Origin of the sequence: Pseudomyxococcus flavus (assembly GCF_050038885.1) — a bacterium.
GTDB lineage: Bacteria > Myxococcota > Myxococcia > Myxococcales > Myxococcaceae > Myxococcus > Myxococcus flavus.
The window spans coordinates 2,210,799-2,225,484 of record NZ_CP143624.1 but is presented as its reverse complement, the minus strand read 5'-3'; the positions used below and the strand labels follow the sequence as shown (position 1 = coordinate 2,225,484).

Below are 14,686 nucleotides of genomic sequence, written 5' to 3'. Positions count from 1 at the left end.
GCACAGCCAGCGCCCATCATGCCCAGGCACAGCACCGCAACGCCAAACCGCCTACCACGTGAGAAGACCATGGGCTCCCTTCCCGGAATCGGACGCGGGGCCACCTGGCCACCGTCCTGGTCCGCCTCATGTTAACGCGCACGTCGTGCGCGCACGGCGGCGTTTTCCGGGACGATGCGTCGGCCGCTCCCGTGCGCGCATTTCCTGCGCCGTGGGCGTGAGGGCGAATCACATCGGGTGGACGTAGGTGGCGAGCAGCAACACCACGCCCACCACCTTCATCGCCATCAGCGGCCCCAGGTTGAAGGCCACTTCATCGAACAGGCTCTCGGCAGGGAACCTCATGACGTCGCTCCTTTCGCCTCGCGTGCAGCGCGAGTCGGAAAGGGATTGAGCAAGGCGCGGGCCAGCGCGAGCGCACGGGCGATGTGGCCACGTCCCATCTGGAGTCCCCCGGGCACGCGGCGCAGTGAGCCTTGCGGAGCGTTCGCGCATGGGACGGCCACGTGCGGTACTGACATTGACGGAGCCGTGTCATTGGACCCTCGCGGGCCTCTAGGATGGGCCTCATGCGAGCCCTGATTCCCTCTCTTGTCTGCCTGGCCGTCTCCGCCTGCGCGCATGCACCGGCATCCACGCCCGAGCCGTCCGCCGCCGCTTCGTCGCAAGCCGCTCCTTCCGTAGAAGCCACCGACCTGCCGCACATGGAGCCGCCCGCGTCGCCGATGCCCGGGTGGCAGCAGGTGCGCAAGGCGAATGACATGCTACGGAGCGGGACGCAGCGCGCCGAGGCGCTGGCCCTCTACGAGGAGGCCCTGGCGGCGGGGAACGAGAGCCCCTACGCCGCCTACTCCGCGGCATGTGCGGCGGCCCTGCTCGGACAGAAGGCGGACGCGCTGCGCCTGCTGTCCAAGGCGGTGGACTGGGGCTACCGCGACGTGGCGTGGATGAAGCAGGACACGGACCTGGTGTCGTTGCGGGAAGACCCGGCGTTCCTCGCGTTGGTGGAGCGGATGCCCACGCTTCCGGAGCGTTACCCCAGGGCCCATGCGGAGCTGAAGCGCCTGTTCGAGGAAGACCAGGCGGACCGCCAGGGGCCGCTCGACGGACCGGACGCCTGGAAGAAGGTCGCCGAGCGGGATGCGCAGCGCCGCCAGCGGGTGAAGGCCCTGATGGCCGAGGGCGCCTTGAAGGAGGGCGCGGACTTCCTGGCCGCGGGCTTCATCTTCCAGCATGGCAATACGCAGGCGGACTATGCCATGGCGCGGCAGATGGGCGCGGAGGCCGCGAAGCGGGGCCACCCCATGGGGCTGTGGCTGACCGCCGCGGCGTGGGACCGGTGGTTGATGAACGCGAACCGTCCGCAGCGCTTCGGCACCCAGTACCAGTTCGACAAGGAGGCGAAGAAGATGACGCTCCACCCGGTGGACCCGAGCGTGACGGATGAGGAGCGCGCGCGCTGGGGCTTCCCGCCGCTCGCGGAGATTCCGAAGGTCCTCGAGCAGTAGCCATTCGAGGCTCCGGCCCCGCGCGCCCGGAGCCAGGGCCGCCGGCTACTTCGCGGCGGCCGGGGCAGCGCCTTCCTGCGCCAGCGTGCGCACCAGCTCGAGCGCACGCCGCACGTGCTCACCGACGCGAATCTGCGACTCGAAGCTGTCGCGGATGATGCCCGAGCGGTCCACCACGAAGGTGACGCGGCCGGGGAGCAGGCCCAGGAACGACGTGGACACGCCGAACGCGTCGCGCGCCTCGCCGCGCGTGTCGCTGAGCAGCTTGAAGGGCAGTCGGTGCTTGGACGCGAAGCCGGCGTGCGACTCCGTGGAGTCGCCGCTGATGCCCACCACGTCCGCCCCGGCCGCGACGAAGTCCTCGTACTGGTCCCGCAGGCTGCACGCCTGCGCGGTGCACCCAGGGGAGTCATCCTTCGGGTAGAAGTAGACGACGAGCACCTTCTGGCCCACCAGCTCGCGCAGCCGCACCGGCTGGCGGTCCACGCCCGTGAGGGTGATGTCCGGTAGTGCATCGCCTTGCTTCAGCAGCTTCGTCTTGGCCATGACGTCCTCGCGTCGCCCCGGGGTCGGCCGGTGCGTTCAACGCCGGGCACATCCCATCTGCCCCGCCGCGCTCCCACAAGTAATCCGCCGGCCCGGACGCCACAGGCCGCGCGCGCCGGGAAGAAACGGGAGGGCCGGTTGCACCGCGGCGTGACGTCATCGTCGACCCGGGAACGCTTGCCTGCCTTCCGGGCAGACCACCCATCAGGACGCCTGCCCACGCGCCTGAACGGTGCATCAACTCCGGTTGATACGGCGCCTAATATTTGATGTTCGCCACGTCGCATCGGCCGGGCGCGTAATGCATCTCTAGAGTGTGGGGGATGCGGTGTCGCTCCCCCGTCCGGCAGGCGACAGCCCTGGGCGCGGCCGGACCCGAAATTTCGGGCACCACCGCTGTGGTCACCTTAGCTTTCGAGGTGGAGAGAGGCAGCTTAGGTCAGAGGTCAGGGCGGAAACTTTCGCCGGAGTTGCGCTGCGCGGCGTTCAGGCGTAGGACGCAGCTTCGGGGGGTTGGTCAGGAGCGGACATGGTCGGCCTCGTCGTCGCAGCGCACGGACGTCTGGCGGAGGAGCTGGTCTCCACCGCGGAGCAGATCGTGGGAGAGCTTCCCGCGGTGGCAACCTGCAACATCGAGCCTGGGACTCCCGTCGAGGACCTCCGGGCGAAGATGAAGCAGGCGGTTGCCCGCGTGGATGAGGGCTCCGGTGTCATCATTCTGGCCGACCTCTTCGGAGGTACGCCCTGTAAGGAATCGCTGATGATGTGTCAGCGAATGAATGTGGAGGTCCTTGCTGGCGTCAACCTGCCCATGCTGCTGAAGGCGAACTCGCTCCGTTCGGAGCAGTTGTCGCTACCGGAGATGGCCAACCAGCTGGCTTCCCATGGCCAGCGCAACATCACCTGCGCATCCGCCCTGCTTCGCGAGGCCCAGCAGCAGCCGCGAACTTGACGGACCCGCGCGGGTCGGCGATTCGAGACTGCCGTGATCACCCTGGTCCGCGTCGACAACCGCCTCATCCATGGTCAGGTCGTCGAGGCCTGGCTCCCGTTCCTCAAGGTCTCCCGGGTGGTCGTCGCGGATGACGAGGCGGCTTCCAGCCCCCTCATCCGAGCGGCCATGGCGCTGGCCGTCCAGAGCGCCATCGAGGTGCAGATTCTGCCCTTGTCCCAGGTGGACTTCGCCGCCCTGTCCAAGGACGGCGTGCGCACCCTGGTGCTGCTGCGGGACGTGGCCTCGGTGCCCTTCGCGCACGCGCACGGGCTGGCCATGGATGAGCTGAATCTGGGCAACGTGCACTTCGGCACCGGCCGCAGGCAGGTCTCTCCGTCCGTCTTCCTGGCGGAGGCGGAGCTGAAGACGCTCCAGCAGCTGGCCGACCAGGGCGTGCGCGTGGCGGCCCGCGCGGTGCCCGGCGAGAAACCGGTGGACCTGCCCGACCTCCACGAGCGGTGGGCAAAGGCCGGGTGAGCGCGTGAGCGTCGTCTGGACCCAGGTGGCGCTCGCGGGGCTGTGGGGCGGACTGGTGGCGCTGGAGCGCAAGGCGTTCCTCCAGGCCATGATGTCCCGGCCCCTCGTCGCCGCCACCGTCATGGGGGCGCTGCTCAACGACGTCGCGTCGGGGCTCGCCATTGGCATGCTGCTGGAGCTGTTCTTCCTGGGCACCGCCAACCTGGGCGCGGCCCTGCCGGAGAACGACACCCTGGCGGCCACGGGCACCAGCGCCGCCGCGGCCACGCTGTCCGCGGCCTCGGGTGCCGGCTCCACGCCGGCCATCTGGTCGCTCGCCGTGCTGCTCTTCATCGGCCTGGGGCGCGTGGGTCGCAGGGGAGACCGGCTGCTGGAGGGCTACACGGCGCGGCTGGCCCGGGTGGCGCTGGCCTCCGCGGAGGCGGGAAACCTCACCCGGGCGATGCGCCAGAACCTGTGGGGGATGTGGCCCCACTTCGGGGTGTACGGGGCGCTCACCGCCCTGTGCGCCTTCCTGGGCTTCTACATCGAGCCGCTGCTCCAGGAGCTGCCCCCCAAGGTGGTGCGCGGACTGGCGTGGGCCTGGCCGGCCATGGCGTCGGTGGCGGCGGCCATCGCGGCGCAGGGCAGCCACGCCCGGCGCGCGCCGCTCTACGCGGGGCTGGGGGCGGCGATGGTGGCGGCGTCCGTCGTCTGCGTCCTCCTCCTGGAGGACCGATGAGCACGGCCCCGGCGGCGTTGAGCTTCGGGGTGTTGCTGCGCGTCTTCCTGCGTTCACTCTTCCTTCAGGCGTCGTGGAACCCCAAGGGCATGCAGAACCTGGGGCTGGCCTATGCCGTCTACCCCGCGCTGGCCGCGCTGTACCCGCCGGGCCCCGCGCGCGAGGAGGCGGTGCGCCGGCACCTCGTCTTCTTCAACACGCACCCCTACGTCGCGGCGGCCATCGTCGGTGGCGTCATCAACCATGAGCAGCGCATTGCCCGGGGCGAGGAGACGCCGGACAAGGTGGTGGCCTTCAAGGCCGCGCTCATGGGGCCGCTGGCCGCGCTGGGGGACGGCTTCTTCTGGCTGTCCCTCAAGCCGGCGACGGGGGCGGTGAGCGCCGCGCTCGTGCCGCTGCTGGGCGTGTGGGCGGTGCCGCTGTTCCTGGTGCTCTACAACCTGGTGCACGTGCTGCTGCGGGTGCGCCTGTACTGGCTCGGCCTGACGCTGGGGGACAGGCTGGTGGAAGCGGTGGCCCGCGCGAATCTTCCCGCAAGAGGCGCGCGGCTGCGGGCGGTGGCGGCGACGAGCGCGGGCGGGGTGGCCGCCTGGCTGGCGGTAGAGTTCGGGGCCAACGCGGGCGGCCTGTATGCGCCCCTGCTGGCGGTCGGGTGCCTGGCCCTGGGGGTGGCGTCTTACGTACTGGTGAGTCGTCGGGTGCCGAACTACGTGGTGCTCTATGTCGCGGCGGGCCTGGCCTGCGTGGCGGGAGCATTCCTCTAAGGAGAAGTGGGAGTCGCGATGGCAAGCGTGGTCGAAGGGACGTACGAGATCATCAACGCGCTGGGGCTGCACGCCCGGGCCGCGGCGCAGATGGTCAAGGTGGCCAACCGGTTCAAGAGCGAGGTCACCATCGAAGCCCAGGGACAGCGGGCCAATGCCAAATCCATCATGGGCGTGCTGATGCTCGCCGCCGCCCAGGGCACCCAGGTGAAGCTCATCTGCAAGGGCGACGACGCGGATGCCTGTCTCCAGGAGCTGGCGAAGCTCATTGGCGACCGTTTCGGCGAGGCGCAGTGACGGGCAGGTCGGATAACGCGGTAGAGGGACAGGAGCGGAAGGAACCGTGAGCAGCCAGGCCACCCCCACTCTGAGGTTATCGGGCATCGGCGCCTCACCCGGCGTGGCGGTGGGTCACGCCTTCATCCTGGACCGCAAACGCATCCGCACGCCCAAGCTGCGACTGGCGGAGGCGGAGGTCGAGCCCGAGCGGATGCGGATGAAGACCGCCATCGACCTGTCCGACCGTCAGCTCGCGGAGCTGAAGGACCAGATTACGCGCACCGAGGGCAGCGACCACGCCCTCATCCTCGAGGCGCACCGGCTGATGCTCCACGACCCGATGCTCGTGGACGAGGTCAACCGGCTCATCATCGAGGACCGCATCAACGCGGAGTGGGCCGTCCGGCGGGTGGCGCGCAAAATCAAACACCTGTTCGACAACATCCCGGACGAGTACTTCCGCGAGCGCCGCTCGGACGTGGACTACGTCGCCGACCGCATCATCCGCAACCTGATGGGCCAGGTGGTGGACGAGGAGGTGGAGGTCCCCGCGGAGGCCATCGTCGTCGCGCATGATTTGTCCCCCGCGGACGCGGCGCTGATGGCGCGCAGCGGCCGGGTGGCGGGCTTCGTGACGGACCTGGGCGGCCAGACGAGCCACACCGCCATCGTCGCCCGCGCGCGGGAGACGCCCGCGGTGGTGGGCGCCGGTCGGGCCAGCGAGCAGATTTCGCCGGGCGACCTGGTGGCCATGGACGGCATCCGGGGCGTGGTGCTGGTGAACCCCTCGGAGGAGCAGCTCGCCGTCTTCCGCGAGGAGCAGCGCCGCCATCAGGAGAGCGAGCGGCTGGCGCTGGCCACCAAGGACCTGCCGGCCATCAGCACCGATGGCTTCCAGATTCGCCTCAACGGCAACATCGAGTTCCTGGAGGAAATCCCCTCGCTGCTGGCGCACGGCGCGGAGGGCATTGGCCTGTACCGCACCGAGTTCATGTTCCTGGACCGGAAGACGGCGCCCACCGAGGAGGAGCACTACCGCGCCTATCGCCAGGTGCTGGAGGCCATGGGCGGGCGCCCCGTCACCATCCGCACGCTCGATTTGGGCGGCGACAAGGTGCCGGGCAAGACGAAGCACGAGAAGGAGCCCAACCCGGCCATGGGCCTGCGGGCCATCCGGTACTGCCTGTCCAACCGGGAGCTGTTCCGCACCCAGCTGCGCGCCCTGCTGCGCGCCAGCGTGCACGGCAACCTGCGGCTGATGTTCCCCCTCATCTGCGGGGTGAGCGAGCTGCGCGAGGCCCGCGCCGAGCTGGAGGCCTGCCGCACGGAGCTGGGCCGCGCCGGGGTGCCCGTGGGCAAGCGCTTCCCGGTGGGCATCATGGTGGAGACGCCCAGCGCGGCCACCATCGCCGACCGGCTGGCCCAGGAGGCCGACTTCTTCTCGGTGGGGACCAACGACCTCATCCAGTACTCGATGGCCATCGACCGCCAGAATCGCGAGGTGGCCTATCTGTACCGGCCCCTCCACCTGTCGGTGCTCCGGCAGCTGCGCGGCATCATCGACGCGGCCCGGGTGGCGAACATCCCCGTGGCCATGTGTGGGGAAATGGCGGGAGACCCGCTCTACACGCTGGTGCTGCTGGCGCTGGGCTTCGACGAGCTGTCCATGACGTCGGGGCAGATTCCGGTGGTGAAGCGGCTGCTCCGCCGCGTCAGCCGCGCGGATGCCATGGAGCTGCTGCAGAGCGCCATGGAGCTGACCACCGCGGAGGAAATCGAGCGCTTCGTGCGCACGGAGATGGACCGCCGCTTCAGCGAGTCCATGGAGCCGGCCGCGCCGGGGGTAGGGAAGGTGGAGCCCACCGACCACGAGCCCCAGGAGCACGGGGCGCCGCCCTCCGGGCGCAACACCGCCTGAACCCCCGCGCTGTCGAAGGCGGGGTGAACGGCGGTGGCTTGCCAACATGCCTACCGGACCGGGAGGGGATTCCGGTGCCGGGTCGTCATGTGCAACTTGCTGGGACGAGCATTTGGCTCGCCCCAGGAGCAAGCATGTTCAATCCCGCGAACATCCAGATGGGTATGACAGCGAGAGACCGGGATGGTGAGAAGGTAGGCACCATCATCGCCGCGGATGCGGCGGGGTTCTTCGTCGGACGGGGGCGCCTCTTCACTCGTGACTGCCGCCTGTCCTTCTCGGATGTGACGGACATCGACGGAGACGACGTCTACCTGCGCGAGGAGCTGGCGCAACTGCCGGACCTCCGGCCGGAGGCACTGGCGCCCGCGCGGCGGATGGCCACCACCGCGGGCCTGCCGCTCCAGCATGATTTGACGGGCGGCCTCGGCTGGGCGCACGAGGACGCCGACGACGAGCGCAGGGTGCCCCCGGCCCAGCCGTCGTCCGGCATGGCGCGGCAGTGGGCCAGCGGGGAGGACGATGCGGCGCCCCGTCGCGACGCGCCCTCGGACGCGCGGCGGCACACCCGCCACTGAGCGGAGGCTTCGCCGGGCTCACCAGCTTGACTTGATGACGCCGGGAATCTCTCCCCGGAGGGCCTTCTCCCGGAACGCGATGCGCGAGAGGCCGAAGCGACGCAGGTTCCCACGGGGCCGGCCGGTGAGCGCGCAGCGGTTCGTCACGCGATTGGGGTTCGAGTCGCGGGGCAGGGACGCCAGCGCGTCCTGGGCCGCTCGGCGCTCCTCGTAGGACAGGGAGACGTCGCGGATGCGCGCCTTCAGCTCCGCGCGGCGCTTCGCGTACCTCGCGACCAGCGCCTTGCGCTGTTCATTGCGCGCAAGCTTGCTCTTCTTCGCCATGACGGTGTCCTTCTCGTTGCGGGCCGCGCTTCAAGGCGCGGATTCGTTCAGGGGGGCGGGGGCGGGCACGACGTTCAGGTGGGACGGAGGCACCGGCGCTTCGGCCGCGTCGTCCTCGGCGACGCCCACCAGCAGCGGCGGAGCGAGCTCGCGTCCGTGCGGCCGGTGGCGCGCGGCGGCGCGCCGACGGACCGCTGCTCGGGTGGAGGTTCCATCGCGGCGGCGCATCAGAGCTTCACTCCCTCCGCGAGCAGCGCCTTCACGACGCGCTCGATGCCGCGCTGGTTGATGATGCGGATGCCGTGCGCGCTCACCCGCAGCTTCACGAAGCGGTTCAGGCTCGGCACCCAGAAGCGGTGCCACTGGAGGTTCGGCAGCGAGCGCCGCTTGTGCCGGTTGTTGGCGTGGGAGACGGTGTTTCCGACGAGCGGCCGCTTCCCGGTGACCTGGCAGACCTTCGACATGGTGGGTTCCTCTAGAGGGCTTCGATGGAGAGAAAGAGCCGCCGCCGGCCGCTGCCGGAGATGGCGGGAGAGCGGTGCACGGCGCCGTTGCCCTGATTGCCGGGCCAGGACTCGCCCTTGAGGAGCGCCACGTCGAAGCGCTCCAGCGCGTGGACGGAGGCGCCCGGCCGCGTGACATCGCCCGTGGCGCCCAGCGCGCTTCGCACGACATGGGCATTCTCCAGCCACTCGGTGGCCGGTCCCGCGTAGGTGCACAGCAGCCGGACGCCCACTCGGTCCACGTGGAAGCGCGGGCACATGTCCCGGTCGAGGATGTGGATGCGCACGCCCAGCTCCGTGGCGCCAAGCAGGTCCGAGTAGAGCCGGACGAGGAAGTGCACGTCCGCGAGCCATGCCTCGAACAGGGGGCCCTGGGGCAGGCCGCCGAGCCGCAGCCGCAGGTCGGGTGCCTCGCTCCGCACGCGGGCAATGACGTCCAGCTCGCGGGTGGCCGTCACGTCGCTGAGCCAGTGCGACAGCGGCGCGTCGAGCCCCCGGCGCCAGACGCACAGATTGAGGCCGTCGCGGTAGATGTCCGCGAGCTCCTCCGGTGTCCACACGAAGGCGTGGGATGCGTCGACGAGGGCATGGGGCTCGGCGAGGGCAGGCGCGGGCCGCATCAGTCGCTCCTCGCTTCCCCGGCGGGCGCGCCGTCCTCGGTCCGCACCACCGTCCATTCGGGGAACGGGTCTTCGAACCGCGCCCACCGTCGCGGGCCCTGCGCGAGCTCCTCGGGCGTCAGCAGGCAGGTCTCCAGCAGCCGGGCCATCTCCTCATGGTCGGCGTCCTGGGTGATGAAGACGATCTCCTGCCGCCGGTCGCCGTGAGGGCCCACGCACTCGCGCTCGATGTCGGCGCGGGACGGGGCGTCCTCTGGCCACTCGGTGCGGGGCAGCGCGTCCCACCACATGCCGCAGGGCTCGAAGCTGCACGCGCCGCCCGCCTGGGCCCACACGCCGGCGATGTCCATCCGCGTGGCGAGCCAGAAGAAGCCCTTGGAGCGCAGGACACCTCTCCAGCTTCCGTGGATGAAGTCCCACAGCCGCGCGGGGTGGAAGGGCACGCGGCTGCGGAAGACGAAGCTCCGGATGCCGTAGGTCTCCGTCTCCGGCGTGTGCTCGCCCCGCAGCTCGCGGAGCCAGCCGGGGGAGCGGCGGGCCCGGTCGAAGTCGAAGCGGCCGGTGTTGAGCACGCTGGAGAGCGGGACGCGCCCCCGCTCCGCCGCGACGAGCGCCGCCACGGGGTTGAGCTTGCGCAGGATGTCCTGGAGCCGTGCGAGCTCCTCGGCCGGGACGAGGTCCGTCTTGTTGAGCACGAGCACGTCGGCGAACTCCACCTGCTCCACGAGCAGGTCCACCACGGTGCGCTCGTCCTCCTCCGCGGCGGCCAGCCCGCGCGCGGCGAGGTCATCCGCGGCGTTCCAGTCCCGCAGGAAGTTGAAGGCGTCCACCACCGTCACCAGGGTGTCCAGCCGCGCCACGTCCGACAGGCTCTGACCGGCTTCGTCCGCGAAGGTGAAGGTCTCCGCGACGGGCAGCGGCTCGGAGATGCCCGTGGACTCGATGAGCAGGTAGTCGAAGCGGCCTTCCCGGGCGAGCCGGGAGACCTCCATGAGCAGGTCCTCGCGCAGCGTGCAGCAGATGCAGCCGTTGGACAGCTCCACCAGCTTCTCGTCCACGCGGCTCAAGGCGCCTCCGCCCGCCTTCACCAGCCGGGCGTCGATGTTCACCTCGCTCATGTCGTTGACGATGACCGCCACCCGCAGCCCCTCGCGGTTCTGGAGGACGTGGTTGAGCAGCGTCGTCTTGCCCGCGCCGAGGAAGCCGGAGAGCACCGTGACAGGCAGCCTGGCCGCCGTCACGGCTTGCCCTCCACGAAGAGCACGTGCTTGCGCACGCGCGGGTCGTACTTCTTGAGCTGGAGCTTCTCCTGCGACTTCTTCTTGTTCTTCGTCGTCGTGTAGACGTAGCCAGTCCCCGCCGACGACACGAGATGGATGATGGTGCGGTTTCCCTTGGCCATGGAAGGCTCCGGACAGACGGGGGCCACGCGGTGGAGACCGCGCGGGCGCGCCAGGGCACGCGACGGCATGGAGGCCGCCGGGGTGACGCGCTGGATTCGAGGATGTGGTTTCCGAGGTGTTGATGTAACTGAGTTGCGTTATCTGCGCAAGCAGCTGCGCGGGCCGGACGTCCAGAAAGCGGGCGTCGCTAGGCCTCGGCGTCTTCGTCCTGTTCGCGAGTCGCGTTCCGCCGCTTCCGGTAGCGGGTGATTCCGCGCTCCAGGGGGCGCAGCCCCGCCAGGCACAGCAGGGCAATGGCCGTGGTGGTGAGGGCGGCGAAGTGGAAGCCCAGGCCGGCCGCCAGGCCCACGGAGGCGGTGAGCCAGAGGTTGGCCGCCGTGGTCAGGCCCTTCACCCGGCCGTTGTGGCGCAGGATGACGCCCGCGCCCAGGAAGCCGATGCCCACCACCACCTGGCTGGCGATGCGGCTGATGTCACCCCGGGTGCCCTCGGGGGTATCCGGGCCGAGCGCCACTTCGATGAAGACGCTGGCCAGCGTGAAGCAGCAGGAGCCCAGGGAGACGAGGATGTGGGTGCGCAGCCCGGCCGCCTGGCCGCGCACCTCGCGCTCCAGGCCCAGCACGCCCCCCAGCAGGGCGGCCAGGGCCAATCTCAGGGCAACGGTCCGCTCATCCACGAGGGATGAGCCTACTCACCCAGCTCGATTTTCTCGTCCTTGTCCGCGTCGGTGAGTTCGGGATTGGGCAAGGTGTCCAGCGTGGCCCTCAGCAACTTGGCGGTGGGGACGACGTAGGGGGCCACCTCCTCACCGAGCTCCTGGACGTACTGGCCGATGCGCTGCGCGTAGTCCTCGTCCTGGGAGTCCCAGCTCCCGGCGGACTCGGCGGCCCAGACCTCTTCGCCGTCGCGGCAGCGCACCAGCTTCGCCTGGACGGCGGCCTCGGCGCCGCTGCCCTTGAGCGCCATCTGCGGCGACAGCCAGAGCACGCCCTCCAGGCCCTCCACGCACAACGCCTTGAAGGTGGTGTCCGTCGGCACGTCGGGGAGCGCCACGCTCTCCTTCACCAGGAAGTCCCGGTTCTGGTTCACCCACTGGCGGGCGACGAGGCTCCACAGCTCGCCCACGGAGACCTTGCCGTCGGGCAGCGGCTGCGTCACCACCACCAGCCGCTTCACCTGGTGCTTGTCCACCGTGTCGTAGTCGCTGCGCAGCCGCTGGCTCTTCACCGCGGAACATGCGGACAGCAGGCCCAGCCCCAGCACGGGCCACAGTTGCTTTCTCATGATGTCCCTCTCCCGGCCCCCTCCGCGCGCGAAGGGGGCCTCCTTCATGTGTGGGCCGGAGCGGACCGCTCAGGCCGCCTTCGGCTCGGAGTCCTTGCCAGCGCCAGCCGCGCCGCCCTCACCACCCGAGGCCGCGCCCGACTCACGCTGACGCCGGTCGTACATGAGCTGCATCACCGCGGCCAGCACGGTGAAGGAGACCACCAGCGTGGTGATGAGGCCAATGCACGCGACCAGACCCATGGAGCGCAGGCCGTTGTGGGCCGCGGCCAGGAGCGCCGCGAAGGCCACCACCGCCGTCAGCGTGGAGGACGCGACGGCCGCGCCCACGCTGCGCAGCGCCACCAGGGGCGAGGTGCCCTCCAGGAAGCGGTGCAACAAGTAGAGGCCGTGACTCACGCCGAAGCCCAGGAGGATGGGCAGGATGATGATGTTCATGAAGTTCAGGCGCAGGCCCGTCAGCGCCATGATGCCCAGCATCATCGCCAGGCCCACCCCGAGCGGAATCACCGAGGCCAGCGCCAGCTTCACGTTGCGGAAGTCCAGGAAGTGCATGGCCAGAATCCACAGCGCGGTGAGCACCACCGTCACCTTGCCGTCCCAGAGGACGATGCGCGCCAGCCGCGCGTAGAGCTGGGTGGCACCGGCGGCGCGGAACTCCTTCTCCACCGTGGGGGCCTTGGGGTCCCACGCATCCTGGTCGTACTTGCCCGGCGAGTACGTGGCCTTGATGACCCGCGTCTCGTCGGAGAACTTCAGCATCTTCTGGCCGTCCATCAGGTCCACGCTGGCGTAGATGAACGTCAGGTAGCCATGGTTCTCCGGCTTCGCGGACGGCAGGTTGCGGAACTGGGCGGTGTAGTTGGCGGGGACGCCGTGGACGTCGAAGGGCTTGGCGTCCAGCACCTTCTTGAAGAAATCCGCGTTGGCCTGCATCTCCGGCGGCAGGGCGGCGATGGTGAAGCCCTCGTCCTCAAGCTGCTTCATCTCCGCCTTCCACTCCTCCAGCACCTTGGCGTTGGCGGCGGCCGTCGCCGGCGGCGGGACGAAGGTGAAGATGCTCACCACCTGGTCGATGGACGGGTACTTGTGCGCGTTCTGCGTCAGCTCCCGGTACACACCCTCGGCCTCGTCCAGGTCCTTGGTGTAGATGGCCATCGGGTCGCTGGAGATGTTGAAGCGCTCGTTGATTTCGTCCTGGAGCAGCACGGACGACATGCCGTCGGGGATGAGCGCGCGGGTGTTGTAGTTGAAGCTGACGCCGTACTTGAGGCGCTCGAAGAAGCCCAGCTCCACGCCCTTGGGCGGCTCCTCGGAGCCGGCCCAGGGCACCGCCGCGGCGCAGATGAGCGCGACGATGGCGGTGCTGATGCCCAGCACCATCTTCGGCCTGGGGATGCGCAGCTCCTTGCCGGTGGTGGCGGAGTTGGTGGGCGGCGGCTTCATCACGCCGATGAGCTTCTGGGGCAGCTCCGGGTTGAGGCGGCCGGCCAGCGCGAGAATCGACGCGCTCCAGCAGAACAGCGTCAGGCCCAGGATGAGCGTGCCCGCGCCGGCCAGGAAGCCGAACTGGCTGAAGCCGCGGAACTCGCTGACCATCAGCACGAAGAAGGAGCCGGCCGTCACCACCGCGGCCACCGCCGCCGGGCGGCCCGCGTTCATCACCGCGTCGCGGATGGCCACGTCGTACGGCTTGCCCGCGCCCAGCTCCAGCCGGGTGCGGAAGATGAAGTGGATGCCGTAGTCGATACCGAAGCCCAGCAGGATGCCGCCCAGGATGGACGTAATCATGTTCAGCTCGCCCACCGTCGCGTAGGTGAAGCCGAGCGTGTAGATGGTGCCCACCACCGTGCCAATCACGACGAGGAAGGTGGGCGCCAGCTTGCGGAAGAAGAGCACGGTGATGAGGAAGATGGCGCCCAGCGCGATGAGCGTCACCGGCTCCAGCGACTCCTCGATGGCGTAGGAGTCATCCACCGTCGTCTTGTAGGAGCCGGTGAAGCCATAGGCGATGGTCTTGTCATCGCCCATCAGCTGGTAGTCCTCGACCAGCTTCACCTTGCCGGGCTGCGCGGAGTACGCGTCAATCTGGCCCTTGAGCCGCTCGAGGTAGTCCTTCGTCTTGCCGATCTCGGTGTTGTCCCACATCGGCTTGACGAGCAGGAGCAACATCTTCTTGTCGTTGGAGATGTTGTAGTCGTCGCGGATGCTCTTCTTGCCAATGGACGAGTACTTGTCCACGAGGTCCTGCATGTTCAGCTCGACGGGCTTGGAGCCGCCCAGGTCGATGAAGAACGGGTTGCTGCGCTTCAGCTTGTCGCGCAGGAACTCCATGATGCGGCGCTTGCCCTCGATGAGGTCCTCCGTGTTCACGAAGAGGACCATGTTCTGCTGGATGAACTCGACGGGCAGCTTGTAGGAGACGTTGCGGACGTTCTCCTTGTCCTCCTGCATGATTTTCGCGAGGTCGTCGGCGGTGCGCTTGAGCGCGGCCTCGTCCGACGAGCGCAGGGCGACCATGAGGAAGCCGCTGCCACCCACCATGTCGATGACCTGCTTGACGTCCTTCACCTCCTCCAGGTCCTGGGAGATGAGGTCGAGCTGGTTGGAGTTGATGCGCAGCTTCGACGTACCCCACAGCGAGGCGGCCAGCAGCGCCAGCATCACGAGGAGGACCGCCCCGGGCCTGCGGACCAGCAGTCCGGCGAAGGCGTGGGCGAAACGGGAGTGGGAGTTCGGATTTCTGTCGCCGCTCATGCGGCGGCGA

18 protein-coding genes are annotated in these 14,686 nt (G+C 69.3%); 8 read left to right on the top strand and 10 right to left on the bottom strand.

Translation table 11 applies throughout. The annotated features are described in order from the left end of the window. The first annotated feature begins 569 nt into the window (after positions 1-569). Positions 570-1,508, top strand: coding sequence for a TPR end-of-group domain-containing protein (locus VZL07_RS09325; RefSeq protein WP_426755030.1), 939 nt, complete (start codon positions 570-572; stop codon positions 1,506-1,508). Positions 1,509-1,553: 45 nt separating this feature from the next. Here VZL07_RS09325 and VZL07_RS09320 read toward each other — a convergent pair whose 3' ends face one another. Continuing rightward, positions 1,554-2,054, bottom strand: coding sequence for a peroxiredoxin (locus tag VZL07_RS09320; protein ID WP_426755028.1), 501 nt, complete (start codon positions 2,052-2,054; stop codon positions 1,554-1,556). A gap of 529 nt (positions 2,055-2,583) precedes the next feature. Between VZL07_RS09320 and VZL07_RS09315 the strand changes: the two genes are divergently transcribed. The 7 genes from VZL07_RS09315 to VZL07_RS09285 all read left to right on the top strand — a co-directional run bounded on the left by VZL07_RS09315 (position 2,584) and on the right by VZL07_RS09285 (position 7,785). Then, complete coding sequence (locus VZL07_RS09315; protein WP_426755026.1) at positions 2,584-3,006, top strand: PTS sugar transporter subunit IIA; 423 nt, start codon at positions 2,584-2,586, stop codon at positions 3,004-3,006. 33 nt (positions 3,007-3,039) lie between these two features. Further along, on the top strand, positions 3,040-3,525 hold the full coding sequence (locus tag VZL07_RS09310) for a PTS sugar transporter subunit IIB (RefSeq protein WP_426755024.1): 486 nt from the start codon (positions 3,040-3,042) through the stop codon (positions 3,523-3,525). 4 nt (positions 3,526-3,529) lie between these two features. Continuing rightward, the gene (locus VZL07_RS09305) at positions 3,530-4,246 is read left to right on the top strand and encodes a PTS sugar transporter subunit IIC (RefSeq protein ID WP_426755023.1); all 717 of its coding nucleotides are present in this window, start codon (positions 3,530-3,532) and stop codon (positions 4,244-4,246) included. Further along, positions 4,243-5,010: a PTS system mannose/fructose/sorbose family transporter subunit IID gene (locus tag VZL07_RS09300; RefSeq protein WP_426755021.1), complete on the top strand. Its 768-nt coding sequence runs from the start codon at positions 4,243-4,245 to the stop codon at positions 5,008-5,010. The genes VZL07_RS09305 and VZL07_RS09300 overlap by 4 nt, the downstream gene beginning before the upstream one ends. 18 nt (positions 5,011-5,028) lie before the next feature. After that, positions 5,029-5,307, top strand: a complete 279-nt coding sequence (locus VZL07_RS09295; protein ID WP_426755020.1) for an HPr family phosphocarrier protein — start codon at positions 5,029-5,031, stop codon at positions 5,305-5,307. 46 nt (positions 5,308-5,353) lie between these two features. Then, entirely contained in the window at positions 5,354-7,207 is a 1,854-nt protein-coding gene (gene ptsP, locus VZL07_RS09290) for a phosphoenolpyruvate--protein phosphotransferase (protein ID WP_426755018.1), read from the top strand. Positions 7,208-7,341: 134 nt separating this feature from the next. Further along, positions 7,342-7,785 (top strand): hypothetical protein, encoded by a 444-nt coding sequence (locus tag VZL07_RS09285; RefSeq protein ID WP_426755016.1) that lies wholly within the window; start codon positions 7,342-7,344, stop codon positions 7,783-7,785. An 18-nt stretch (positions 7,786-7,803) separates the two neighbouring features. Here VZL07_RS09285 and rpsN read toward each other — a convergent pair whose 3' ends face one another. From rpsN to VZL07_RS09240, 9 genes are all read right to left on the bottom strand, one after another. Then, complete coding sequence (rpsN, locus tag VZL07_RS09280; protein ID WP_426755014.1) at positions 7,804-8,109, bottom strand: 30S ribosomal protein S14; 306 nt, start codon at positions 8,107-8,109, stop codon at positions 7,804-7,806. 30 nt (positions 8,110-8,139) lie between these two features. Beyond that, complete coding sequence (locus VZL07_RS09275) at positions 8,140-8,337, bottom strand: hypothetical protein (RefSeq protein WP_426755013.1); 198 nt, start codon at positions 8,335-8,337, stop codon at positions 8,140-8,142. After that, the gene (gene rpmB, locus VZL07_RS09270) at positions 8,337-8,573 is read right to left on the bottom strand and encodes a 50S ribosomal protein L28 (RefSeq protein WP_426755012.1); all 237 of its coding nucleotides are present in this window, start codon (positions 8,571-8,573) and stop codon (positions 8,337-8,339) included. Before rpmB ends, VZL07_RS09275 begins: the two co-directional genes overlap by 1 nt. A gap of 11 nt (positions 8,574-8,584) precedes the next feature. Continuing rightward, the gene (locus VZL07_RS09265) at positions 8,585-9,232 is read right to left on the bottom strand and encodes a DUF1826 domain-containing protein (RefSeq protein ID WP_426755010.1); all 648 of its coding nucleotides are present in this window, start codon (positions 9,230-9,232) and stop codon (positions 8,585-8,587) included. Then, complete coding sequence (gene zigA / locus VZL07_RS09260) at positions 9,232-10,473, bottom strand: zinc metallochaperone GTPase ZigA (RefSeq protein ID WP_426755008.1); 1,242 nt, start codon at positions 10,471-10,473, stop codon at positions 9,232-9,234. Before zigA ends, VZL07_RS09265 begins: the two co-directional genes overlap by 1 nt. Continuing rightward, positions 10,470-10,634 (bottom strand): 50S ribosomal protein L33, encoded by a 165-nt coding sequence (gene rpmG / locus VZL07_RS09255; RefSeq protein ID WP_426755006.1) that lies wholly within the window; start codon positions 10,632-10,634, stop codon positions 10,470-10,472. Before rpmG ends, zigA begins: the two co-directional genes overlap by 4 nt. A gap of 188 nt (positions 10,635-10,822) precedes the next feature. Then, on the bottom strand, positions 10,823-11,311 hold the full coding sequence (locus VZL07_RS09250) for an MgtC/SapB family protein (protein ID WP_426755004.1): 489 nt from the start codon (positions 11,309-11,311) through the stop codon (positions 10,823-10,825). An 11-nt stretch (positions 11,312-11,322) separates the two neighbouring features. Beyond that, positions 11,323-11,919, bottom strand: a complete 597-nt coding sequence (locus VZL07_RS09245; protein ID WP_426755002.1) for an MXAN_6521/LA_1396 family lipoprotein — start codon at positions 11,917-11,919, stop codon at positions 11,323-11,325. Between the two features lie 69 nt (positions 11,920-11,988). Beyond that, positions 11,989-14,676 carry an efflux RND transporter permease subunit gene (locus VZL07_RS09240; RefSeq protein WP_426755001.1) on the bottom strand — a complete coding sequence of 896 codons (2,688 nt, stop codon included), beginning with the start codon at positions 14,674-14,676 and terminating at the stop codon, positions 11,989-11,991. Between the last annotated feature and the right edge of the window lie 10 nt (positions 14,677-14,686).

What these genes read in the sequence shown, in the direction of transcription:
- VZL07_RS09325 (WP_426755030.1), top strand. Translation starts at nt 570, where the DNA reads ATGCGAGCCCTGATTCCCTCTCTTGTCTGCCTGGCCGTCTCCGCCTGC.
- VZL07_RS09320 (WP_426755028.1), bottom strand. Translation starts at nt 2,054, where the DNA reads ATGGCCAAGACGAAGCTGCTGAAGCAAGGCGATGCACTACCGGACATC.
- VZL07_RS09315 (WP_426755026.1), top strand. Translation starts at nt 2,584, where the DNA reads ATGGTCGGCCTCGTCGTCGCAGCGCACGGACGTCTGGCGGAGGAGCTG.
- VZL07_RS09300 (WP_426755021.1), top strand. Translation starts at nt 4,243, where the DNA reads ATGAGCACGGCCCCGGCGGCGTTGAGCTTCGGGGTGTTGCTGCGCGTC.
- VZL07_RS09295 (WP_426755020.1), top strand. Translation starts at nt 5,029, where the DNA reads ATGGCAAGCGTGGTCGAAGGGACGTACGAGATCATCAACGCGCTGGGG.
- VZL07_RS09285 (WP_426755016.1), top strand. Translation starts at nt 7,342, where the DNA reads ATGTTCAATCCCGCGAACATCCAGATGGGTATGACAGCGAGAGACCGG.
- rpsN (WP_426755014.1), bottom strand. Translation starts at nt 8,109, where the DNA reads ATGGCGAAGAAGAGCAAGCTTGCGCGCAATGAACAGCGCAAGGCGCTG.
- VZL07_RS09275 (WP_426755013.1), bottom strand. Translation starts at nt 8,337, where the DNA reads ATGCGCCGCCGCGATGGAACCTCCACCCGAGCAGCGGTCCGTCGGCGC.
- rpmB (WP_426755012.1), bottom strand. Translation starts at nt 8,573, where the DNA reads ATGTCGAAGGTCTGCCAGGTCACCGGGAAGCGGCCGCTCGTCGGAAAC.
- VZL07_RS09265 (WP_426755010.1), bottom strand. Translation starts at nt 9,232, where the DNA reads ATGCGGCCCGCGCCTGCCCTCGCCGAGCCCCATGCCCTCGTCGACGCA.
- rpmG (WP_426755006.1), bottom strand. Translation starts at nt 10,634, where the DNA reads ATGGCCAAGGGAAACCGCACCATCATCCATCTCGTGTCGTCGGCGGGG.
- VZL07_RS09245 (WP_426755002.1), bottom strand. Translation starts at nt 11,919, where the DNA reads ATGAGAAAGCAACTGTGGCCCGTGCTGGGGCTGGGCCTGCTGTCCGCA.
- VZL07_RS09240 (WP_426755001.1), bottom strand. Translation starts at nt 14,676, where the DNA reads ATGAGCGGCGACAGAAATCCGAACTCCCACTCCCGTTTCGCCCACGCC.